Genomic DNA, 22421 nt, shown 5'->3' with positions numbered 1-22421 from the left:
TTATTTCTCCGCAACAAGGCGTATCAAATCGACAAGCTGAGGCCCTGTTTTCTGCAGGCAATACTTCTCTTCTACTCTAACGCGGCCGGCATTTCCCATCATTGCTCGCAATTCCGACGAATGAAGTAATTTATTTAAAACGCTTATCCATTCGTCTGGACGCCTCACCAAAAATCCGCTGACGCCATCCTCAACAATATCGACATTTGCACCTACAGCGGATGCGACAACAGGCAAGTTGCACGCCATGTACTGGATAAGCTTATAGCCACACTTGCCGCGCTCCCATGGCGAGTCCACTAAAGGCATGATGCCAACCGAACATGAAGAGATTAAGTCAACTTCTGAATCTTCTGTCCAATCAATACACTCGACCTCAACTCCGGGTATACTAATTCCATGGGCACCAATGACTCTGAGTACAAAAGAATTTTGGAGTGCAAGCAGTCTCAAGGGCTCACGCAGAAGATCCAAATAATTGACAGTTGAAGGAGAGCCAATCCAAACGATTCGCGGAAAATCAGATTTCTCCAAATTCACCCGTATTGGATATCGGTCAAGGTCAATTACAGTCGGAATTATTTTTACCAGTGCTGATCCTGCGTCCAAAGCGCGCTTGGCCAAATAGCCGTTACCCCCTATGACAAGAGCCGCTTCATTCATTAAACAATCCAAACGCCTACCAAAAATTTTTCTAATGAGAAAATTTTTGTTTTTATCGTAATTGTGAAAGATTGCATCATCGTAGTCGAGGATATAAGGAGCTTTTCGCAGCAGAAATTTTTCTAAGCTGCAGGGCATCCAAGGCAATGCTTCTTTTTCAACCCATACAAGATCAAACTCTTTCAAGGAAAATGCAACTTTGAAACGAGAAAAATAGACTCCCAGCAAAGAGAAAATCCCATAAGAGCCAGATCTGTATTTTTTTGCAAGCAATTCGTCAGAGATAAAGGGTCTCACCACACAAGAAATATTGCTTGCTTCAAAAGTATTTAAATACTGAAGCGATCGCAATCGCGAAGATGCTCCCAAGCGGCCATATCGAGTAAGTATCAAAATTCGCAAAGCCACGATCCTTATTTGATTCTGAAAGATATACCAGCCTTAAAAACTCTCATAAATAAGAATATTATCGCAAACAGGTATATATATGTAGCGTTATATTTGGGCACGAAGAAACTCAACATAGTCAATAGGATCAAGTTGGCCCAAAAGATGACTCCAAATATTGTTCTATAGGTAAGCGACCTTAGAGCCCAATAGTCCACCATAAAGATCAATATTGGCGCCATTAAGATTACGTAAACTGGACCTCCGTCAGACAACAGAGGCTCAAGAAATGTACCGACGTTGGTCGAAAACGGAACATCTTTGAAGTCAAGAACCTGTGATGGAACGTTTTCAATAATTCCCAAGCCTTCTAATATTTTTGAGATTGGCAAAAATGTCCGAGTAAATTCGTAACTTGGATTGACGTCATACAAAAGTGCAGAAAAATAACCGAAGCCACCGAACACGTAAACCACAACATTTCCAAACAATCCTTCGTCAGCGTCATACTTTTTTGTGAAGATCGCTTGCGCTATAAAAATGGCAAAAGGTGACAGCAACAAGTAAAAAATTATTTTTGATGCATTTTTTATCTTGTAAAGATTGATAAAAAGCAAAATTAAAGCCGAAGCAACAAATATTGTGATCGGCCTAGTTCGATCAATGAACATCAAATTTAGAAAAAATGCAGCGAAGCCGCAAATAATCGCGAGCAATTTCGACAGGCGAGTTTTGAAAACCCCAAGACCATAAAAATAGACGCAGTAAAAAATAAAAATCCAACTGAAGTAGGAGACTTGGAATCCGTTAGACCTCACTTCTTGGGCCAAACCCCTGATTTCAAGCGGCGCATCAAAAAATGTATAGAAAAAGGCCGCGATGCCACCTAGCTCAGCGCCAAAATCACGCGCATATAAAAATAACCCCAGAAATCCTATTACCGCACTAGCCACGAAAAGATTAACATCCAACTTTTTAACCTTCACCTCCAAACCTAAGTTTTTGAAGTCAACTTTAGAAAACAAGTGCCCCGTGATGACGTTAGAGAATATGAAGCAGAAGACGACATATATGAATAGCGCAAAGGCTTCAGGCTGAACCTTTACGGCGGTGAAATTCACTACAATTAAAAGAATCGCCCATATTAAAACCCCGTAGGAGGACGGTATGAGATACCAAGAAGCTCTTTTACTTTGCATTTAATCGAAGCACAAGATAGTAAAGAAAGACCGCATTCAAAGATACTCGAGCAACCCAAGCAATCGCAGCACCTTCAACGCCATAAGCTTTGACAAGCAAATAGACAAGAACCAAATATAGGGGAAACTCCAACAAATTTAATTTAGCGGTTGTGTTTGTTTTCCCATGCGCATGAAGCCATGATATCGACATTGTTCCCAACGTGTATGAAACCAACCCGATGCATAGTATTTTTATGACACTTGAATGCTGAGAAGAGTATTGGCTTCCAAGCCATATCTCTAAAACTTTGCCGCCAACGAAAAAATATGCAACCGAAACGAAGAACATCAAAGTCAAAATAATTAACAATGACTTTTTGAATACCAATGAGGCACGTTCTGGATCAGATACCCTGATTTTGCTTAGGTACGGGAAGGCAACAGTAGTAATAGCGCCAACAATCGTAAGACTTTGAACCACCATTTCATATGGAACGACGTATACAGACACTGCTGCTGCCGACACCGTTGAAACAACGATAAAGCGGTCTGCAATAGAAATTATAGGATTCAAAGTATTGCTTACAGTGAACCACCCCCCAAATCCAGCCAAATTTTTTGCGACTTCTCTAGAAAATCTCGGCTTAACACTATCTTTGGAAGATATGCATTGAAGAGCCAGCTCTCTATATGCTAATAATGCAACGCCACGAGAGATCACAATTGTCATAATCAACCAATAAATTTTTTGACTAAATATGGTTGCAAGCAAAGGCAAACCAAAATTAGCCATTCCCAATAGAACTCGCAGTATGCTGATGCTTTTAAAGTTGAGATATGCCTCATTTACCCCTCGGAAGGTTGCGCTTAGCGCTTGCATTGGCAACGCAAGTGATATGAAAAGTGCAGATATGTAAATCTCTTGCGTTTCTAAACTTGTTGTCGGCAGAATTTTTTTGGCGCCGATTGAGAGCACGATTAACATGAGAATGGCGCCAAAAATCCCAGCGAAGGTTGTCATACGCGCTGCGGTCAGCAGGACTACCGGAATTTGCTCAATTTCGCTTTGACCCTTGGCCTTTAAATTGGAAATAGCATATGTTGTCGCTCGACCAATCCCGAGATCAAGTGCACCAGCGTATCCAATTAAACCCCACGCCAATGTCAGAATTCCAAATCGCTCTTGGCCTATCAAATTTAGTAGTTTTGGCACCGCGATGGCGGCCATAACCAGTGGCAATGACAAGCCCGCGAAATTCCACGAGATATGCGATAGCCTCATTGATTGTTTTTCATGCGAACGAAGTTCCAATCTTATTTTCGACTCGATAAATACCAAGCGACGGCAACAGGAATTCCCTTGGTAATGGAATAAGCCGGCTTATAGCCCAGAAACTTCTCGGATTTCTCAATGCTTGCTTGACTGTGCTTCACATCCCCTGCGCGCGGTTCGCGATAAATCGGTGGAATTTGATTGTCTACACCTTGCTTCGCGAGGCTTTTTCTTATCAGTTCTAACAAATCATTTAGCGTCGTGCGGCCACCTAAGGCGACGTTGTATATTTGACTTCCAATGCTTGCATTTCTCGTTGTCGCCGCAAGAAGATTTGCTTGCACTGCGTTTTCTATATAACAGAAATCTCGACTTGTCTCTCCATCGCCGTTAATATAGATCGGCTCGCCTTCAATTAGCGAGCCTGTCCATTTTGGTATCACTGCAGCGTAGGCGCCGTTAGGGTTCTGCCGTCTACCGAAGACATTAAAATACCTTAGACCGATGCAATGAAAACCGTAATTGCGTGAAAAGACATCTGCATAAAGCTCATTCACGTATTTGGTAACTGCGTATGGACTGAGTGGCTTCCCGATGACGTCCTCCACTTTCGGTAATGCCGGGTGATCGCCGTAAGTGCTACTGCTCGCGGCATACGTAAAGCTCGTTACCTTCGCATCCCTGGCTGCAATCAGGATGTTGAGAAAGCCGCCAATGTTGGTTTCATTGGTCGCAATTGGATCTGCGAGGCTACGAGGAACTGACCCCAGAGCGGCTTGATGCAATACGTATTCCACGTTTGCGCAAGCGCTTCTGCAGTCGTCAATATTGCGGATATCGCCCTCAATGAACTTGAAGCGAGCCCACTGCTCTGGAGTGACTAGGCCCTGCACCTCGTCCAGATTGCGTTGGAAACCGGTCGCAAAGTTGTCGAGCCCAACGACGCGTTGGTCGAGCAGCAGCAGCGTCTCCAATAGATTGCTGCCAATGAAACCTGCGACGCCTGTCACCAGCCACGTATGCGGTTCCTTGGGCAGGCGTTGCCTGAGAAGATCGTAGGCGGTCGGACCGCCATCGGTGCTGTCGATGGTTGGGCCCATCGTTTCGTCGGAATCCATGTGCGGTCTCGAATTTTGAGGCTGTTGCAATTACAGGCGGCCGTCAGCGGCGCCCAACGGAAACATGCTCTTGACGTCGAACAGCACGGCGTCTGGTTTGCCAAAGGATTTGATGCCCGCTTCACCCAGCGTCGCAAACTGGTGATGACCCACGGCCAGGATGACGGCGTCATAGGCGCCTGTGGAAGGCGGCTCTTTCAGGCATTGCAAGCCATATTCATGCTCCGCTTCGCTCACGTCGATCCACGGGTCGTAGATATCGACCTGCGTGTTGTAGCTCTTCAAAGTGCTGACGATGTCCACCACCTTCGTATTGCGCACGTCGGGGCAGTTCTCCTTGAAAGTCAGGCCCAGTACCAAGACCTTGCTGCCCAGCACGGGCAGGTTCTTGCGCAGCATCAGCTTCACGACCTGGTCGGCCACGTGGCTGGCCATGTTGTCGTTGATGCGGCGGCCAGCAAGGATGACCTCGGGGTGGTAACCCACCTCCACCGCCTTGTGCGTCAGGTAATACGGGTCGACGCCAATGCAATGCCCCCCCACCAGCCCGGGGCGGAATGGCAGGAAGTTCCATTTGGTACCCGCCGCCTGCAGCACCTCCAGAGTGTCGATGCCCAACCGATGGAAGATCAGGCTGAGTTCGTTCATCAGGGCGATGTTCACGTCGCGCTGCGTGTTCTCGATTACCTTGGCGGCTTCGGCCACCTTGATGCTGCTGGCCTTGTGAGTGCCAGCGGTGATGATCTCCCGGTACAGCCTGTCTACGGTCTCCGCCACCTCGGGCGTGCTGCCACTGGTCACCTTCTTGATGCTGGGCAGGCGATGCTCCTTGTCGCCCGGGTTGATGCGCTCCGGGCTGTAGCCGCAGAAGAAGTCGACGTTGAATTTCTTGCCGCTCAGTCGTTCAAGGATCGGTACGCAGACCTCTTCGGTGGCGCCTGGGTACACCGTGGATTCATAGATCACGATGGCGCCCTGCCGCATGATTCTGCCGACGGTTTCGCTGGCCTTGACCAAGGGGGTGAGGTCCGGGCGGTTGGCGTTGTCGATGGGCGTCGGCACGGTGACGATGAAGACGCTGCAATCGCGCAGGTCGTCGGCATGCGACGTGAATGACAGCCTCGACGCGTCTTGCAGTTCCTCGGTGGAGATTTCCAATGTGCGGTCGTGCCCCGCCTTCAATTCGGCAATTCGCTTGGCATGGATGTCGAACCCGATGACCGAGCGCTTTTTCCCAAATTCCACCGCCAATGGCAGTCCGACATAACCCAGTCCGATGATTGCAATGGGCGATGAGTGGCTGATGTCGTTCATGGATGAATTAGGAAAAAGAATCTCAGAATCGGTCATTGCCTGGCGGCACTGCGGATGCGCGGCATGTTGTCTTCGAAATACACCAGCCCGGCGCGATCGAAGTTGAAAGTCCGGTCCAGCATCGACACATTAGCGCCCACACCTTGATTCGTACTCAGCACATTGGCCGATTCCCGGACCACGGTCTCTATGCCATACGACCACCGCGGATTGCCCACCACCTGCACCGGATAGGTCGGCGACATGTCCTTGCGTGGCGTCAATGGCAATGAAAGCTCGATGCCGGCCGATGTTCGTCCTTGCGCCGCCCATTCGAATTTGGAGTGCCGCACATACACCGTGATGGCCACGTCGTCGAACCATTGCTTGATGCCCAGCCGCACGCCCCGGTCGTTGTAGAGGAATTGGCCGGCGGCGGCCTCGAAATACGTGCGGGTCGGCGAGAAGGCGTATCGGTAATTGGCCAGCGCGGTGCGCGACTTGATCGGCAGGTTGGGGTCGTAATAGGTCACGCGGTCGAAGCGGCCCGCCTCCACGCCGAACTTGTGGCGCCCCTCGCCCGGCTCCCAGCGCAGTTCGCCATAGTGGCCGCGGTAATTGGCGTCGATGCGGCCGGTCGCCACGTGGGCGGTCAGGGCGGCGGCGCCCCAGCGTTCGGCCAGCTGCCGGATCTTCTCTGGGTTGCGGGTCTCGCTACCGCCCGTGATGCGGATGAGCTGGCCCAGCATGCTTTCCACCGGCACGCGAAACATCTGGTGGACCATGTAGCGGTCGGTCTGGCTGACGAAGCGGCTGTTGCCGAAGACCTGGCCTTGCTTGTAGTCGTCGGAATCGTGGAGGGGCGTGTTGCCCGCCACCTCCGCCCAGGCGCCGCGCCACAGCGGCTGCTGCAGCATGGCGCGCAAGGCCAGTGAATGGTCGAGCACGCCGTATTCGGTCGCCACGGCCGTGCGCAGCACCGGCTGCAGGATGACGCGCGGCGTGGCCCAGCTCGGCGCCCGGCCTTCGACCACCCAGCGGGTGTTGGTCAGCAAGGCATTCAGGCCGGTCGTGCCGGGCGTGTACAGCTCGCCGGCGGTGCAGCGCGGCGGGCCGTCGGCGATCCATTGCGCCAGGCAGTCCGCCTGGCCCGTCACGCCCACGATGGCCAGCTGGCGCTGCATGAGCACCAGCCGGTAGCCGGCGCGCTGGTCGGCCAGCCGGCGCGCGATGACGCCCAGCGCCACGCCCAGGCCATCGGCGGTGTTGGCGTTGTAGGTGGCGTTGTTCAGGCTCACGACCACGGCGCCATCGCCCGCGCGGCCGATGGCGATGTCCTCGAATCCCTTGTCGCGCAGGGCCTCGCCCAGGGCCACGAGCTGCGTATCGTCGACCGGCGCCACGGGCGGCAGCGCGGCGGCCGTGCGGGCCATGGCGTCGGCAGCGGCCTGCGCCTCCGAACTGATGCCGATGCCCGCCGGCGCGATGTTGACCCGGGCCGATGGCGGTGCCTTGGCGACGACGACGCGCGGCGTCATGTCGGCCACCAGGGGCGTGTCGGATGCCGGCAGGCCCTGGGTCGAGAACGTCATGCGCGGTGCCGGCGATGTCGCCGCCATCGGTGCGCCATCGTTGGGCGCCATGCGCGATGCCATGGTCGACAGCACCGGTGTCGGCACCTTGAAGAGCGGAATGTTCAGCCCCACGCTGACCCAGCCGCGCGCCGACCCCTGCGTGACGCCGCCGGGAAAGGTGACGCGGTCGTCGCCATGCACCCGCACGTTGGCGCCGATGTGCGCCTGCCAGCCGGCGGGCAGCCAGTTGCCGGGCGCATAGACGCGGGCACCGGCCCAGGCCTTGCTGTCGGCATATTCGACATGCGTCTGCAGCCACGAGAGCGGGCGATACGCGGCGCTGGCGAAGGGGCCGTCCAGCGGCGTGCTGACATTGGCGGCGCCACCGCGTCGCGCCAGGCCGGCGGACAGGTCGACCGATGCGATCGGGCGGTGGGTGAGCACCCCGTAGACCGAGCGGAAGTTGCCGGTCTGCCCGCCCAGGTCGGTGGCGCCGACGGCAACATACCAGCGGTTGTCGCGGTCCAGCGGCGCGCCGGCCTTGAAGTTGAACGAGAGATCGCGGATGCCGGCGTTCTCTGTATAGGCGTTGGTGTTGAGCGTGTTGGCCGCGATGCGGCCGGAGATCTCGAGATTCGGCAGCAGACCGAAGCCGGCCACGAGGTTGTGCCCGTCGGTGCCATGGACGCGGTTGACCGGGCCGCCCACGACCTGGCTGTCGTAGGCGATGCCCAGGCTGCCCCAGGGCAGCAAGGGCGCCGTCGGCGTGACGGCCAGGCCTGATGCGCCGCTGGCACCGAGCGTCGGTGCCACCTGCGTCGACGACGGCACGGATTGCTGGGCGAACGCCGACGCGGTCACGCAGACGAGGCCCGGCCACACCAGCAGTGCGCCAACCGTCGCCTTGAGCCTGAACACACCGGTTTCACAAGGATGAGACATGGAACGAACGGACAAATGAAAAGGGCAGCTCTGAAAGCTGCCCTGGGAGAGTCGTTGCTCGTGTGTGGCAGCGTGTCGCTCAGCCGCCGGTGCCGCCCGTACCGCCGGTGCCGCCCGTGCCACCCGTACCGCCGGTGGCGGTGCCGCTGGCCGGCGGGGCCAGCAGGTCGCCGGCCGCCTTGATGAGCGCCAGGATGATGCTGCGCAGGCTGCCGTCGGAGTTCTGGATCGTGGTGGCCAGGTTGTCGAGCACCTTGTCGAGGTCGGAGCCGATGATGAAGCTCTGGCCTTCGAAATTGCCGGCCGCCGCCAGGATGGCGCTGGCTTCGGCTTCAGTCTTGCCCGAGGCGATCAGCTGCGACTTGATGACGTTGAGCACCGTCGTACGGAAGCGCGCGACGATGGTGGTCGTCGACACGTTGGCGGCGAAGGTGCTGTCGGTACGGATCTTGGTGATGAATTCCTGCAGCGTCAGCGAAGCTGTGCCGCTCACCGACGCGGCCAGCACGGTCTGCACGAGCAGGTCGGTCAGGGGCGTGAAGTTGGCGGTCGAGTTGGTGAACAGGACGCCGCGATAGGTCAGGTTGCCGGCCGTGGCCGTGCCGATGCACGGATAGACGACGGCGGCGCGGTTGGTGGTGAAGGTGCCGTCAGCGGCCGATGCGCCGGTCAGTTCGGCGCCATTGGCGCAGGACAGACGGATGGTGGCGTTGGAGATGGCCGCGCCGCGAGCGACCGTGCCATTGACCGCGATGCCGACGCCAGTGCCACTGCCGCCCGCGTTGTCACTGCCACCACCGCCGCCGCCGCAGGCGGTCAGTGCCAGGACGGCCAACGAAGGAACAACGACCCTGGTCATTGCAGATTTCGAGAGGAATGAAATCAATCTGGTGCTCCAGTAACGGTATGAACAGGTAACCCAACTGCTCAATCTCGGTAATACCTCAGTACTACATTGACAGTTAGTAACGTTTTCAAAGGGAAGTGTATCAGCACAAATTCACGAAAACTCCGAGTTTCGAGAGGAGCAATTTCAATTTTCGTCACTGTGGCTATTTAGTAACGGCAAATCGATAGGCGTGTATGGCAAGCACGCGTACATTGGTACGCACCTTCATCCCTTTCTGGAAATGGATCTCTCATGGCCCCGGCAACGATGCAGACGCGCAAGCAGGTCTCGGCCCGTCTTTCCCTGAAAGCCGACATGGCGGCCCTGGCCCGCGAACGGCTGCGGCAGGGACTCCCCCTCACCATGGAGCGCCTGAAGCAGCGCCAGGCCGACCTGATCGACAGCAACGACATCGACGCCTACGTGGCGTTGAACTGGCTGGAGTGGCATGGTGGCGGCCTGAGACTGACCATCACCGGACGCAATGTCCGAGCGCAGGTGGCACCGGTCCCGGTGTTCATCGACGACGACAATTGACCATGAAAAAAGCGCCGACATGTCGGCGCTTTTTTTCTTTCATTCATTCATTCAATTGGCGCGTGCGCCAATGTCCTGCAATGTCTCATTATCTTGACACCACGATCTGCGCAATGATGCCGGTCGCAATGGCGGCGAGTGCGAATTCACCCCCGACGCCGACCCATTGATAACCGCGTGGCGGCGGTTGCAGGCGATAGACGCGATAGTCGTTGACGACGTAATTGCGGCCGCGATATTCGGGCGGCAGGCGACCACCGCGTCGCCATTCGGCCGGCCGGGGCTCATAGCCGCGGCGGTCGAAATGCCGGCCATCGCGGAAGTCCTGGCGGTCGTAGTGATCATGACGATGGTCGCGATCGCTGCGCCGGTTGTCGTGACCATTGGCAAAGCGTTCGCCATGGCCGGGCGGGCCGCGCCGATCGTCGTCGTGTCGTCCCTGGGCCATGGCGCCACCCGCGGCCATGCACAGTGCCAGCGCGGCCACGGCCAGGCGTTGCAGCTGCCGGCCCGGGCGATGGGCCGTCGTGCGGGTGTCGTGTGAGAGGCTGTTCATGGTGGAGACGTCCTTCTGTGGTCTGCGTGATGCGGAAACTCCACTGTGCGACCCGCATGTATCGACGGCGCCGTCGGCAGGTACGCACGAGATGAAGGCTGTAAGCAGACGTATCCTGCGCCCATGGACGGCCGGCGCGTGTCGGTCAAGAAGCCGCTTCGCTCCGCGCCATGCGTTCGCTCTTCCAGTAGACGTCGTCGCCGCCGGTGGTGCCATCGGCTCCGACCGCGCGGTTGAGCACCCGCGCCAGCACGAACAGCAGGTCGCTCAGGCGGTTGAGGTAGTGGCGCAGCGCGTCGTTCAGGGGTTCGGCGGCGCCCAGGGCCACCACGGCGCGTTCGGCGCGGCGTGCCACCGTGCGGCAGACATGCGCCAGCGAAGCGGCACGGGTGCCGGCCGGCAGGATGAACTCCGCCAGGCGCGGCAGGTGCGCGTTGTGCTCGGCCAGGGCCTCGTCGAGCTGCAGCAGCGCCTCGGCCTTGAGCAAGGTGTAGCCGGGCATGGAGAGTTCGCCGCCGAGGTTGAACAGCTGGTGCTGCACGTCGACCAGCAGCTCGCGCACGGCTTGCGGCATGGGCTCGCACAGCAGCACGCCGATGTTGGAATTGAGCTCGTCGACGTCGCCCATGGCATGCACGCGGAGGTGGCTCTTGGGCACGCGGGTGTTGTCGCCGAGGCCGGTGCTGCCGTCGTCTCCGGTGCGGGTGGCGATCTGCGTGAGGCGGTTGCCCATGGGTTGACTCCGATGAAGGGTTGGAAAGCGGTTCATAGAATGTTAGACCGCCCGCACCGTCGTCGCGTGCCAGGAATCCCGCCATGAATGCCCCCGCCGCCCTCTCCCACCTGACCCCGCCCGTGGCCGCGCAGCGCGAGGTGCCGGCCGCCTTGATCGATGCGCTCAAGGCGCGCTTCGCCGAGCGTTGCTCGACCGCCCTCGCCGTGCGCACGCAGCATGGACGCGACGAATCGTCGTTCGAGCTGCCGCCACCCGCGGCGGTGGTGTTCGCCGAGAGCACGCAGGACGTGGCCGATGCCGTCGCATTGGCGGCCTCGCATGACGTGCCGGTGATCCCGTTCGGCGTCGGCTCGTCGCTGGAGGGCCACCTGCTGGCCGTGCAGGGCGGCATCAGCATCGACCTCGGGCGCATGAACCGCGTGCTGTCGATCGACGCCGACGACCTGACGGTGACGGTGCAGCCGGGCGTCACGCGCAAGCAGCTCAACGACGAGCTCAAGAGCACCGGCCTCTTCTTCCCCATCGACCCCGGCGCCGATGCCTCGATCGGCGGCATGACGGCGACGCGCGCCAGTGGCACGAACGCGGTGCGCTACGGCACCATGCGCGAGAACGTGCTGGCGCTGGAGGTGGTGACGGCCGCCGGCGAGGCGATCCGCACCGGAACGCGCGCGCGCAAGTCGTCGGCCGGCTACGACCTGACGCGCCTGATGGTGGGCAGCGAGGGCACGCTGGGCGTGATCACCGAGATCACGCTGCGCATCTATCCGCTGCCCGAGGCGGTGTCGGCCGCCATCTGCTCGTTCCCGAGCATCGAGGCGGCGGTGCGCACGACCATCGAGATCATCCAGCTGGGCGTGCCGATCGCGCGCGTCGAGCTCATCGACGTCAACACGGTGCGCATGGTGAACGCCTATGCCAGGCTGAACCTGCGCGAGGAGCCGATGCTGCTGATGGAATTCCACGGCTCGCCCTCCGGCGTGAAGGAGCAGGCCGAGGTGGTGCAGGAGCTCGCCAGCGACCATGGCGGCAATGCCTTCGAATGGGCCACCACGCCCGAGGAGCGCACGCGCCTGTGGACGGCGCGGCACAACGCGTACTTCGCGGCCATCCAGTCGCGCCCGGGCTGCCGCGCCATCTCCACCGATACCTGCGTGCCGATCTCGCGCCTGGCCGACTGCCTGCTCGAATCGGTCGCCGAGGCCGATGCCAGCGGCATCCCCTACTTCCTGGTCGGCCACGTGGGCGATGGCAACTTCCACTTCGGCTACCTGATCGACCCGGACGACACCGCCGAGCGGGCACGCGCCGAGGCCCTGAATCACGCGCTGGTGACGCGCGCGATCGCATTGGAAGGTACCTGCAGCGGCGAGCACGGAATCGGCCTGCACAAGATGGATTTCCTGGTCACCGAGGCCGGCGCCGGCGCGATCGATCTCATGCGGGTGATCAAGCGCGCGCTGGACCCGAAGAACATCATGAACCCGGGGAAGATCTTCAGCCTCTGAGGATCCACGGGCGGCGGCGGCGGCGTCCGCCCCGGACCGCGCCTGTGCTCGCTCAGGCGGGCAGCTTGCGCAGGCGCTCGATGAGGCCGTTGAGGGCATCCATGGAGCCGAAGTGGATCGCCAGCTCGCCACTCTCGACGACGCGGCCGCCCCGGTGTCGGGTGCGCTTCTTGATGCGCACCTCGATGGCGGAAGTCAGGAGATCGGCCAGTTCCTCCTCCACCTGCTTCAGGTCGCCGGATTTCTCCTCCCCACCCCCGGCGGCGCGACGCGAGGCAGTGGTCGGCGTGCCGAAGTCGGCCGCGAGCTTCTTGACCAGGGCCTCGGCTTCGCGCACCGACATCTTGCGGGCGGCGATCTGCGTCGCCGCCGTCACCTGGGCGCCACGGTCGAGCGCCAGCAGGGCCCGGGCATGGCCCATGTCGAGGTCGCCGGCCATCAGCATCGCCTGGGCCGGTTCGGCCAGGTTGAGCAGGCGCAGCAGGTTGCTGGCCGCGCTGCGCGAGCGGCCGACGGCCTGGGCGGCGCTCTCATGGGTGAGTCCGAACTCCTCGATCAGGCGCTGCAGGCCCTGGGCCTCCTCGAGCGGGTTCAGGTCCTCGCGCTGGATGTTCTCGATCAGCGACATGGCCGCCGCCGCTTCGTTGGCGACGTCGCGCACCAGCACCGGCACGCTCTCCAGGCCGGCGAGCTTGGCGGCGCGGAAACGGCGCTCGCCGGCGATGATCTCGAACTCGGCGTTCTTGCTGGCAGCCAGGTCGGGATCGAGCCGCCTCACGAGGATGGGCTGCATGATGCCCTGCGCCTTGATGCTCTCTGCCAGCTCGTAGAGCGCGCCCTCGTCCATGCGGGTGCGCGGCTGGTAGGTGCCGGCGACCATCTGGTCGAGCTTGAGGACGGAGGGATCGATGCGCGCGCCGTTGGCGGCGGGACGGCCGTCGCCGGCCCGGGTGCGGGCGCCACCGGTCGAAACGGCGTTGCCGTCACCATCGTCGTCGGCACCGTCGTTGGTGTTGAAGGTCGGACCCAGGAGGGCTTCGAGTCCGCGGCCGAGGCCCTTGAGTTTCTTGGTAGCCATCGCGTTCAGTGCTCTTTCAGGAAGTCGTTCAGCAGGGCACGGCCTTCGGGCCAGTCGCCCAGGCCGGAGTCGTGATTGAGGTGGCCGGCGCGGGTGGCAACGGCGCCCTCCGCGCAAGGGGTGTCATAACGGATGTCGCCGGCGTCGAGGAAGCGCGCGCCCCAATCGACCGCCAGCTGGCGCGAGCGGTCGGCGGCGCAATACGGGTCGTCGGCGGCGGCGACCAGCAGCGACGGAAAAGGCAGGCGCTGGCGCACGATGGGCGCCCAGCCCGGGATGGTCTGGCGCAGGTCGTCGCGGTCGAGGTCGGCAGGTGCGACCAGCATGGCGGCACGGACCCTGGCGGTCTGGCGCGAATGCGCGGCCCAGGCGGCGACCAGCAGGCAGCCGAGACTGTGCGCGACCAGCACGACGGGCGTCCGGGCCGCCAGCACTTCCTCTTCCAGCCGCATCGACCAGTCGCCACGCAGCGGGCGCACCCACTCGTGCTGCTCGACGCGCCGGTCGCCATGCAGCGCTTCCCAACGGCTCTGCCAGTGCGCGGGACCGCTGTTCTGCCAGCCCGGCAGCAGGAGGATGGTGGGAGGGGTGGCCGCCACGGTCAGCGGGCCCGGGTCGCCAGGCATGCGATGCGAGCCATCGATGGGTGATCGGTGGATGGCATGGCGCTCATACCGATTCCGGCGTGGAGGCGGCCGGCTTCCTGGCGGCCGTGGTGGCGGCGGGGCCACCGGCGGGATCGGTGTCGGCGTCGCCGCCCTGCCCGCTCACGGCGTCCTTGCCGGCCTTGTCGGCCTTGCTGGTCTTGGCGGACCTGCCGGCTGTCGCGGTCGACAGCGGCGCGAACATGCTGGCGGGCGGCATCTTCTCGACCAGTTCGCTGGCGAAGGCGACGAAGGCCTGGCTGCCGCGCGCCGACGGGTCGAACACCACGCCCGGCAGGCCATAGCTCGGAGCTTCGGCCAGGCGCACGTTGCGCGGAATGACGGTGTCGAACACCTTGTCGCCGAAGTGGGACTTGAGCTGTTCGCTCACCTGCTGCTGCAGCGTGATGCGCGGGTCGAACATGACGCGCACCAGGTTCACGATCTGCAGGTTCTTGTTGAGATTGGCATGCACCTGCTTGATGGTGTTGACCAGGTCGGTCAGGCCTTCGAGCGCGAAGTACTCGCACTGCATCGGCACGATGACGCCATGCGCGGCGCACAGGCCATTGAGCGTGAGCAGGTTCAGGCTGGGCGGGCAGTCGATGAGGATGAAGTCGTATTCGGCGCCGACGGCGGCCAGGGCCGTGCGCAGACGCTTCTCGCGGCGGTCCAGCGCCACCATCTCGACCTCGGCGCCGGCCAGCTCGCGGTTGGCGCCGAGCACGTCGTAGCCGCACTTCTCGGAGTGGATGCGCGCCTCGGCGACCGAGGCCGATTCGAGCAGCACGTCATACACCGAGAGTTCCAGCTGGCGCTTGTCGACGCCCGAGCCCATGGTGGCATTGCCCTGCGGGTCGAGGTCGATCATCAGCACGCGCTGGCCGACCTTGGCGAGCCCGGCGGCCAGGTTCACGGTGGTGGTGGTCTTGCCGACACCGCCTTTTTGGTTAGCGATGCAAAAAATCTTGGCCATGGCTTGCTCGATATCTTTCGGTGCGTGCGAAAAGGAGAATGGAAAAAACGGAATTCGAAAGGCGGGTCGCAGCCGGGAATCAACGGCTGATGGCGAGCTTGATACCGAAGGCGATCAGGAACACCCCAGCCAGCTTCTCGAGCGTGGTCTGGACGCGTGGATTGGCACGCAGGCGCTCGGCCAGGAAATGCGTGAGCAGCGTGGCAATGAAGCCATAGAGAAACGTCAGGCTGGCGATGGTCAGCGCCATGAAGGCGAAGGTTTTCAGACCCTGATGCCGAGCCGGATCGACGAACAGCGGAAAGAACGCCATGTAGAACACGATGGCTTTCGGATTGAGCAATGTGATGAACAGGGCCTGCCGGAAGAACTGACGCGGCCGGATCTGCAGGATGGGCGCATCGCCCGGCTTGGCACGAAGCATCTTGAGACCCAGCCAGCCGAGGTACAGGGCACCCAGCCACTGCACCGCGTGGAAGGCGGTCGGATAGGCCGCCAGCAGGGTCGCGACGCCCGCCACGGCCAGCCACATCAGCACCTGGTCGCCAGCGATGACACCCAGCGTCGCAGCGAGTCCGCCCTTGATGCCACCCTTGCCGGTCGACGTGACCAGAGCGAGATTGCCGGGCCCGGGAATCAGCAGGAACACGATGATGGCCGCCACGAAAGCGCCGTAATCAGCAATGCCGAACATGTGATTTTCCTGTGTGACCGGGCTGGAGAAGGGAGGCCGAGTCTAAGGCACGCTCGATGCCTGCACCGGCGCGCATGCGTGTCCGGATGCAATCGTCAGGTCTCACGAGGGATTGGCGGGACACGGCATGGGCCCGAAGTCTCGGGGCCGAGCATGGTTTCACGTGAAACATGGACAGGATGAAACGAGGTGGTGGCTTTTCTGGCGACATCGTCATGGCACGCATCGTGGCCGAGGTTGGCATCGATGAGCACATCCGTGGCGGAAGGCCGATCGATGGCCCTGATGGAGTGTCGATGTTTCACGTGGAACATGCACGGCATCGACTTCGGCGTCAGAACGGACTTTTCTCTTTCCGAGGGTTCCGAGCCTGCCCTCCTCCTCTGGCCATCGGCATGACCACGCGATCGAACCCTGATGAGGGCATCACGTCGCAGCGTATGTTCTCGCTGCGCCGACGCCAGAGCGATGGGAGCGAGCTCACGCTCCTTTCGCGCAATGGGAAAGCCTTGCGACGACGCTCACGCCGCCATGCAGGCGACATGCATTCACCGTGGCGTCGCAAATTCGCGCGAGAAGCACTGCGATCTGGCGGTCATTGAGCTCACAGCTGCCCATGGGACGGACGACCACACAGCCGAGCGGACAAGCCCACACGGCCCATTCCTCGTTCTCGCGATCAACCCAGGGCATCGGACGTTGGCGCTTGAACGCCCGACCGCTTGGCGGTTTCACGTGAAACATCGAGTCCATGACGCGCATTTGCTGGACCGGGTGACATGGGATGGACTGCATTGGGATCACACGGATGGCAATGGCGAGCCATATCCAAGGCATGGTGTCGACCTGTGCGTCAGTCCACTGCAGTGCTTCAAGGGCAGTCCCGGCATCACTCACCTTCCCTTTCCGGGGAGCGATTTGCGATGGACTGCCAAGGCGTCCATGCAATGGCTGGGTTGGCTTCATTCAAACGATGACGCCATGTCGTCGGTACAGCTCTGGCTACAGCCGAAGAACATGGCTTGTCGCCATCGCACTCATCTTGGGGCCCAAGGGAGCTACGGCACCAGACCCACCGGATCCATCCGATATCCATCACTGCTGGGCTGGTATGGCTTGGCAGGACCTCCGCAGATCGCGCGAACTCATGCCAGAGTTTGTTGTTTCACGTGAAACAGGTCGCCGACCTCAGTGATCCAGACGCTGCAATCGACTCGAAAGCTCCCACGCTCGCCAGCCTCCCACCGGAATCACTTCCGACGACTGACCGCTACCGCAGGCCTCTTCAGCTGGAACGGCGGCGCGCCCAGACCACGCAGCGCTCGGCATCCAGGCCCGGCACGGTCAATGGTTCCACGTGAAACACTTCCACGTCGTCTGGCAATACGGCCAGTTCATCTTCCGGCATCTTGCCCTTCATGGCCATCCAGATACCTCGCGATCCGAGCAATTGGATGGATCCGCCATAGAAGTCCGCCAGGGATGCGAACGCCCGACAACTGACGATGTCGTAGGCGCCCGTGAGCATCTCGACCCGCGTATGCATGCCGCGCAGGTTGGTCAATCCCAGTTCGACCGCGACCTGCTGCACGAAGGCCGCCTTCTTGGCCACGGCATCCAGGCAGGTGACATCGATGTCGTCTCGCAGGATCGCGATGACGACGCCCGGCAGACCAGCGCCCGCACCGACATCGAGCAGGCGCTGCCTGGAAACGCCCTGCCCGCCCATCAGCTGCGGCTTTTCACGCTGCAAGGGCATGATGATCGACAGGCTGTCCAGCAGATGGTGCGTGAGGACCAGCGCCGGGTCCCTCAGGGCCGTCAGGTTGTAGACCTTGTTCCACTTGAGAATCAGGGCGCCATAAGCCAGCAAGCGCTCGCACTGCCGATCCGTCAGGTCGATGCCCAGTGCTCGCGCGCCACGACGCAAGGCCTCGCCGTCGCTCATTCGGCCACCGCCGTTGCCTTTGCCACCGCGACGGCGGATGCGTCGCCATCGACGGCGAATGCCCGGTGGCCGCCCTTTCGCAGATGCACCATGAGCAGTGAGATGGCCGCCGGCGTGACACCCGAGATGCGCGAAGCGAGGCCGAGCGTCTCCGGTCGCTGGCGGGCCAGCTTCTGGCGCACTTCGAAGCTCAATGCCGTGACCTGCGCATAGTCGAAGTCGGGCGGCAGGCGCAGATTCTCGAAATGCGATGCGCGCTCGACCTCGTCATGCTGGCGATCGATGTAGCCGGAATACTTGGCCGAGATCTCGACCTGCTCGACCTCGGTCCCATTGAGCGGCGACTTCGGCGCATAGCGGCCGCCATCGAGCGACATGAGCGCGTCGTAGCTCACGTCCGGGCGGCGCAGGAGGTCGCCAAGGTTGTATTCGCGCTCGATCGATTTGCCCAGCACACGCTCGGACTCGGCCGCCGGCAGGTTGCGCGGATTCACCCAGGTCGCTTTCAGGCGCTGTGTTTCACGTGAAACAGCATCGCGCTTGCGAGAAAAGGCTTCCCATCGCGCATCGTCCACCAGGCCCAGGCGGCGACCGGCTTCGGTCAGGCGCATGTCGGCGTTGTCCTCGCGCAGCTGCAGCCGGAACTCCGCCCGGCTGGTGAACATGCGATAGGGCTCGGTCACGCCCTTGGTGATGAGGTCGTCGACCAGCACACCCAGGTAGGCCTCGTCCCGGCGCGGCAACCAGGGACCCTCGCCCCGGCATTGCAATGCCGCGTTCACACCCGCGAACAGGCCCTGCGCCGCGGCTTCCTCATAGCCCGTCGTGCCATTGATCTGCCCGGCGAAGAACAGCCCCTGGATGGCGCGCGTCTCGAAATTGCTCTTCAGTTCGCGGGGATCGAAGTAGTCGTACTCGATGGCATAGCCCGGACGCAGGATGTGCGCGTTCTCCAGGCCCGCCATCGAACGCACCAGTTGCAGCTGGATGTCGAACGGCAGGCTGGTGGAGATGCCATTGGGGTAGTACTCGTTGGTGGTCAGACCTTCGGGTTCCAGGAAGATCTGATGGCTGTCCTTGTCGGCAAAGCGATTGATCTTGTCTTCCACGCTCGGGCAATAGCGCGGCCCGATGCCTTCGATCTTGCCGGTGAACATCGGGCTGCGATCGAAACCGGAGCGGATGATCTCGTGCGTGCGCGCATTGGTGTTGGTGATCCAGCAAGGCATCTGTGCCGGATGCATGGCGGCGGTGCCCATGAAGCTGAAGACCGGCATGGCCGCCGTGGCGCCACCGGGCATGCCATCGCCGGGCTGCTCGACGCAGCGCGAGAAGTCGATGCTGCGGCCATCGAGTCGCGGCGGCGTGCCGGTCTTCAGTCGCGCCTGCGGCAGCTTCAGTTCCTTCAGGCGTGCCGACAAGGTGACCGCCGGCGGATCACCCGCCCGACCGGCCTGGTAGTTGTCCAGCCCGACGTGGATGCGTCCGTCGAGGAAGGTGCCCGCCGTGAGCACCACCGTGCGGGCCCGGAAGGCGATGCCGACCTGCGTCACGGCACCCACCACGCGATCGCCTTCGATCATGAGATCGTCCACCGCCTGCTGGAACAGGCTCAGGCAGGGCTGGTTCTCCAGGCGTCGACGGATGGCGGCCTTGTAGAGCACCCGGTCGGCCTGCGCGCGCGTCGCCCGCACGGCCGGTCCCTTGCTGGAATTCAGGATGCGGAACTGGATGCCGGACTCGTCCGTCGCCAGGGCCATGGCACCCCCGAGCGCATCGACCTCGCGCACCAGGTGGCCCTTGCCGATTCCACCGATGGAGGGATTGCAGCTCATCTGCCCCAGGGTTTCGATGTTGTGGGTGAGCAGCAGGGTCTTGGCACCCATGCGGGCGGACGCCAGTGCCGCCTCGGTGCCGGCATGGCCGCCACCGACGACGATGACGTCGAATTCTTCGGGATAAAGCATGTGGAGGGAGCGCACTATCGCGTGCGCGGCGGTGGAGTCTCCGTGGGAGACGGGGTCGGAATTTTAAGCGCCCGACCTCATGGTCACGCTGTGTAGGGGCTCGGCCGGCGATCCGATCGCGCGAGGCACGACCGGATCGCGACGCGAGCCCGCCCGGTCAGTCGATCGCCTTGCGCACCGCGCCGACCCCCAGGGCGGCCAGCACCAGGAAGATGACGGCCAGGACCAGGAACAGGCCGAACAGGACCTTGGCGATGCCTGCCGCGCCGGCAGCGACACCACCGAAGCCCAGGGCTCCGGCAATCAGCGAAATGACCGCGAAAACGATGGCGTACTTCAACATGGAGACTCCTTCAGCGCGGCGGTATGCCACGGATGGACATAGCGTAGAACAGCGGCCGAAAGGCCACACGTCCGGCCTGCGCGGGCACCCGTAGGACAAAAACGCGATGGTTTGAGGTCCGCCCGATCGGGCGTTCTCAGCTTGCAGAATGCAGGTCCCCCGGTCTTTCGACCCCGCCTTCCATCCGTTCCAGGAGTTCATCGAATGAAGCTGTATTTCTCTCCAGGCGCCTGCTCGCTGTCGCCCCACATCGTCCTGATCGAGGCCGGCCTCGCCTTCGAGCCGGTGCTCGCCAGCACCAAGAGCCACAAGCTCGCGGACGGCTCGGACTACTACGCCATCAATCCGCTGGGCTATGTGCCACTGCTGGAACTCGACGACGGCACCGTGCTGCGCGAAGGCCCGGTGATCGTCCAGTACATCGCCGACCAGGTGCCCCTGAAGAACCTGGCACCGGCCAACGGCACGCTGCCGCGCTATCGCCTGCAGGAATGGCTCAACTTCATCGGCACCGAGATCCACAAGGGCTTCAGTCCGATGTTCAATCCGGCCACGCCCGAGGAGACCAAGACGCAGGCCCGTGCCAAGCTGGCGCAGCGCTATGCCTGGATCGAGCAGCAGCTCGCCGGCACGGAGTTCGTGACGGGCGATCACTTCACCGTCGCCGATGCCTACCTGTTCACCGTCACCAACTGGGCCAAGCCCACCGGCCTGGACCTGGGCCCCTACCCGCAGGTGCAGGCCTGGCACGCGCGCGTCGGCGCGCGGCCGGCGGTCAAGGAAGCCATGGCCGCGGAAGCCGCCGCCAAGGCGGCGGCACAGTAGCCGGCGCGAGGACGGCTGCACGCGCTGGCACAAATCCGACAACCCCGCCGAGGCAGGGTTTGCCCTATGAGCTTAGGCTGCACGGGCAGCACATCGGGTGCTGTCCGCGTCCAGCGCGGGGGGAGGATCGTTCCTCCCCCCGCCCCGCTTCCCCCCATTCCAGAACCACAACTGCCATGTCCTCCCTCTATGAATCCGTCCAGGTCGGCGACCTGAAACTGTCCAACCGCATCGTCATGGCGCCGCTCACGCGCAATCGCTCGCCCGGCGCCATCCCGCGCGACATCACCGCCACCTACTACGCGCAGCGCGCCACGGCCGGCCTGATCGTCAGCGAAGCCACCGCCATCAGCCACCAGGGCCAGGGCTACTCCGACGTGCCCGGCCTCTATGGCACCGAGCAGCTCGACGGCTGGAAGCAGGTGACCGAGGCCGTGCACGAGGCCGGCGGCAAGATCGTGGTGCAGCTGTGGCACGTCGGTCGCATCTCGCACACCGAGCTGCAACCCGATGGCGGCGCCCCGGTGGCGCCCTCGGCCATCCGGGCCAAGGCCCAGACGGTGCTGATCAAGGACGGCCAGGCGCAGTTCGTCGATACCTCCGAGCCGCGCGCGCTCGACGCCGGCGAGCTGCCCGGCATCGTCCACACCTATGCCGCCGCGGCGCGCAATGCCGTCGAGAGCGCCGGCTTCGATGGTGTCGAGATCCATGCCGCCAATGGCTACCTGCTCGACCAGTTCCTCAAGAGCGGCAGCAACCAGCGCACCGACGACTACGGCGGCAGCATCGAGAACCGCGCCCGCCTGACGCTGGAGGTCACGCGCGCCGTGACCGATGCCATCGGCGGCGGCAAGACCGGCATCCGGCTGTCGCCCGTGACGACCGCCAACGACGCCAGCGACGGCGATCCGCAACCGCTGTTCACGCACCTCGTGCAGCAACTCGCCACGCTCAACCTGGCCTATGTGCACGTGATCGAAGGCGCCACCGGCGGCGCGCGCGAACTCGACGACCGGCCGTTCGACTACGACGCCCTGGAAGCCGCCTATCGCACGGCCGGCGGTCGCGGCGCCTGGATGGTGAACAACGGCTACGACAAGGCGCTCGCCGAGAAGGCCGTCGAGGAAGGCGCCGACCTGGTGGCTTTCGGTCGGCCCTTCATCGCCAACCCCGACCTGGTCCGGCGCCTGCGCGAGGACGCGCCGCTCAACAAGATCGACAAGGCCACGATGTACGGCGGTGGCGAGCACGGCTACATCGACTACCCGACGCTGGACTGAGTCGCTGGG

At 61.5% G+C, this 22421-nt stretch carries 21 protein-coding genes; 4 read left to right on the top strand and 17 right to left on the bottom strand.

The window, feature by feature from the left end; translation table 11 throughout:
- The 7 genes from AC1MLT_RS12725 to AC1MLT_RS12695 form a co-directional block, all read right to left on the bottom strand.
- A complete protein-coding gene (locus AC1MLT_RS12725; RefSeq protein WP_481032569.1) occupies positions 1–1071 on the bottom strand; it encodes a glycosyltransferase family 4 protein in 1071 nt (356 codons plus the stop codon).
- A 5-nt stretch (positions 1072–1076) separates the two neighbouring features.
- The gene (locus AC1MLT_RS12720; RefSeq protein WP_481032568.1) at positions 1077–2249 is read right to left on the bottom strand and encodes an O-antigen polymerase; all 1173 of its coding nucleotides are present in this window, start codon (positions 2247–2249) and stop codon (positions 1077–1079) included.
- A complete protein-coding gene (locus AC1MLT_RS12715; protein WP_481032567.1) occupies positions 2239–3477 on the bottom strand; it encodes an oligosaccharide flippase family protein in 1239 nt (412 codons plus the stop codon). Before AC1MLT_RS12715 ends, AC1MLT_RS12720 begins: the two co-directional genes overlap by 11 nt.
- Positions 3478–3545: 68 nt before the next feature.
- On the bottom strand, positions 3546–4622 hold the full coding sequence (locus AC1MLT_RS12710; RefSeq protein WP_481032566.1) for an NAD-dependent epimerase/dehydratase family protein: 1077 nt from the start codon (positions 4620–4622) through the stop codon (positions 3546–3548).
- A gap of 30 nt (positions 4623–4652) precedes the next feature.
- Positions 4653–5936, bottom strand: coding sequence for a Vi polysaccharide biosynthesis UDP-N-acetylglucosamine C-6 dehydrogenase TviB (tviB, locus tag AC1MLT_RS12705; protein WP_481032565.1), 1284 nt, complete (start codon positions 5934–5936; stop codon positions 4653–4655).
- A 32-nt stretch (positions 5937–5968) separates the two neighbouring features.
- Positions 5969–8431: a YjbH domain-containing protein gene (locus AC1MLT_RS12700; RefSeq protein ID WP_481032564.1), complete on the bottom strand. Its 2463-nt coding sequence runs from the start codon at positions 8429–8431 to the stop codon at positions 5969–5971.
- A 79-nt stretch (positions 8432–8510) separates the two neighbouring features.
- Complete coding sequence (locus AC1MLT_RS12695) at positions 8511–9290, bottom strand: hypothetical protein (protein ID WP_481032563.1); 780 nt, start codon at positions 9288–9290, stop codon at positions 8511–8513.
- A 282-nt stretch (positions 9291–9572) separates the two neighbouring features.
- Between AC1MLT_RS12695 and AC1MLT_RS12690 the strand changes: the two genes are divergently transcribed.
- Entirely contained in the window at positions 9573–9857 is a 285-nt protein-coding gene (locus AC1MLT_RS12690; protein ID WP_481032562.1) for a hypothetical protein, read from the top strand.
- Positions 9858–9945: 88 nt separating this feature from the next.
- On the opposite strand, the gene AC1MLT_RS12685 is transcribed toward AC1MLT_RS12690, so the two are convergent.
- Complete coding sequence (locus AC1MLT_RS12685; RefSeq protein WP_481032561.1) at positions 9946–10413, bottom strand: RcnB family protein; 468 nt, start codon at positions 10411–10413, stop codon at positions 9946–9948.
- 145 nt (positions 10414–10558) lie between these two features.
- Positions 10559–11146: a cob(I)yrinic acid a,c-diamide adenosyltransferase gene (locus AC1MLT_RS12680; RefSeq protein ID WP_481032560.1), complete on the bottom strand. Its 588-nt coding sequence runs from the start codon at positions 11144–11146 to the stop codon at positions 10559–10561.
- An 83-nt stretch (positions 11147–11229) separates the two neighbouring features.
- Between AC1MLT_RS12680 and AC1MLT_RS12675 the strand changes: the two genes are divergently transcribed.
- Complete coding sequence (locus tag AC1MLT_RS12675; protein WP_481032559.1) at positions 11230–12657, top strand: FAD-binding oxidoreductase; 1428 nt, start codon at positions 11230–11232, stop codon at positions 12655–12657.
- A gap of 52 nt (positions 12658–12709) precedes the next feature.
- Here AC1MLT_RS12675 and AC1MLT_RS12670 read toward each other — a convergent pair whose 3' ends face one another.
- The 8 genes from AC1MLT_RS12670 to AC1MLT_RS12635 all read right to left on the bottom strand — a co-directional run bounded on the left by AC1MLT_RS12670 (position 12710) and on the right by AC1MLT_RS12635 (position 20307).
- Positions 12710–13735 (bottom strand): ParB/RepB/Spo0J family partition protein, encoded by a 1026-nt coding sequence (locus AC1MLT_RS12670; protein WP_481032558.1) that lies wholly within the window; start codon positions 13733–13735, stop codon positions 12710–12712.
- 5 nt (positions 13736–13740) lie between these two features.
- Positions 13741–14361 (bottom strand): RBBP9/YdeN family alpha/beta hydrolase, encoded by a 621-nt coding sequence (locus AC1MLT_RS12665; RefSeq protein WP_481032557.1) that lies wholly within the window; start codon positions 14359–14361, stop codon positions 13741–13743.
- A gap of 43 nt (positions 14362–14404) precedes the next feature.
- Entirely contained in the window at positions 14405–15355 is a 951-nt protein-coding gene (locus AC1MLT_RS12660) for a ParA family protein (protein WP_481032556.1), read from the bottom strand.
- Positions 15356–15434: 79 nt separating this feature from the next.
- A complete protein-coding gene (locus AC1MLT_RS12655; RefSeq protein ID WP_481032555.1) occupies positions 15435–16049 on the bottom strand; it encodes a LysE family transporter in 615 nt (204 codons plus the stop codon).
- 480 nt (positions 16050–16529) lie between these two features.
- On the bottom strand, positions 16530–16946 hold the full coding sequence (locus AC1MLT_RS12650; protein WP_481032554.1) for a hypothetical protein: 417 nt from the start codon (positions 16944–16946) through the stop codon (positions 16530–16532).
- Between the two features lie 388 nt (positions 16947–17334).
- Positions 17335–17997, bottom strand: a complete 663-nt coding sequence (gene rsmG, locus AC1MLT_RS12645; RefSeq protein WP_481032553.1) for a 16S rRNA (guanine(527)-N(7))-methyltransferase RsmG — start codon at positions 17995–17997, stop codon at positions 17335–17337.
- Positions 17994–19964, bottom strand: a complete 1971-nt coding sequence (gene mnmG, locus AC1MLT_RS12640; protein WP_481032552.1) for a tRNA uridine-5-carboxymethylaminomethyl(34) synthesis enzyme MnmG — start codon at positions 19962–19964, stop codon at positions 17994–17996. The genes rsmG and mnmG overlap by 4 nt, the downstream gene beginning before the upstream one ends.
- A gap of 157 nt (positions 19965–20121) precedes the next feature.
- Positions 20122–20307, bottom strand: a complete 186-nt coding sequence (locus tag AC1MLT_RS12635; protein WP_429596621.1) for a DUF1328 family protein — start codon at positions 20305–20307, stop codon at positions 20122–20124.
- A gap of 204 nt (positions 20308–20511) precedes the next feature.
- Here AC1MLT_RS12635 and gstA point away from each other — a divergent pair, with 204 nt between their 5' ends.
- Together gstA and AC1MLT_RS12625 are read left to right on the top strand one after the other, a co-directional pair.
- Complete coding sequence (gene gstA / locus AC1MLT_RS12630; RefSeq protein ID WP_481032551.1) at positions 20512–21132, top strand: glutathione transferase GstA; 621 nt, start codon at positions 20512–20514, stop codon at positions 21130–21132.
- Positions 21133–21308: 176 nt separating this feature from the next.
- Positions 21309–22412 carry an alkene reductase gene (locus AC1MLT_RS12625; protein ID WP_481032550.1) on the top strand — a complete coding sequence of 368 codons (1104 nt, stop codon included), beginning with the start codon at positions 21309–21311 and terminating at the stop codon, positions 22410–22412.
- Positions 22413–22421: the final 9 nt, after the last annotated feature.

Source organism: Variovorax sp. PEI5, from assembly GCF_056679935.1.
Note: the sequence above shows the minus strand (reverse complement) of the source record. Positions and strands in the feature narration are given on the sequence as shown.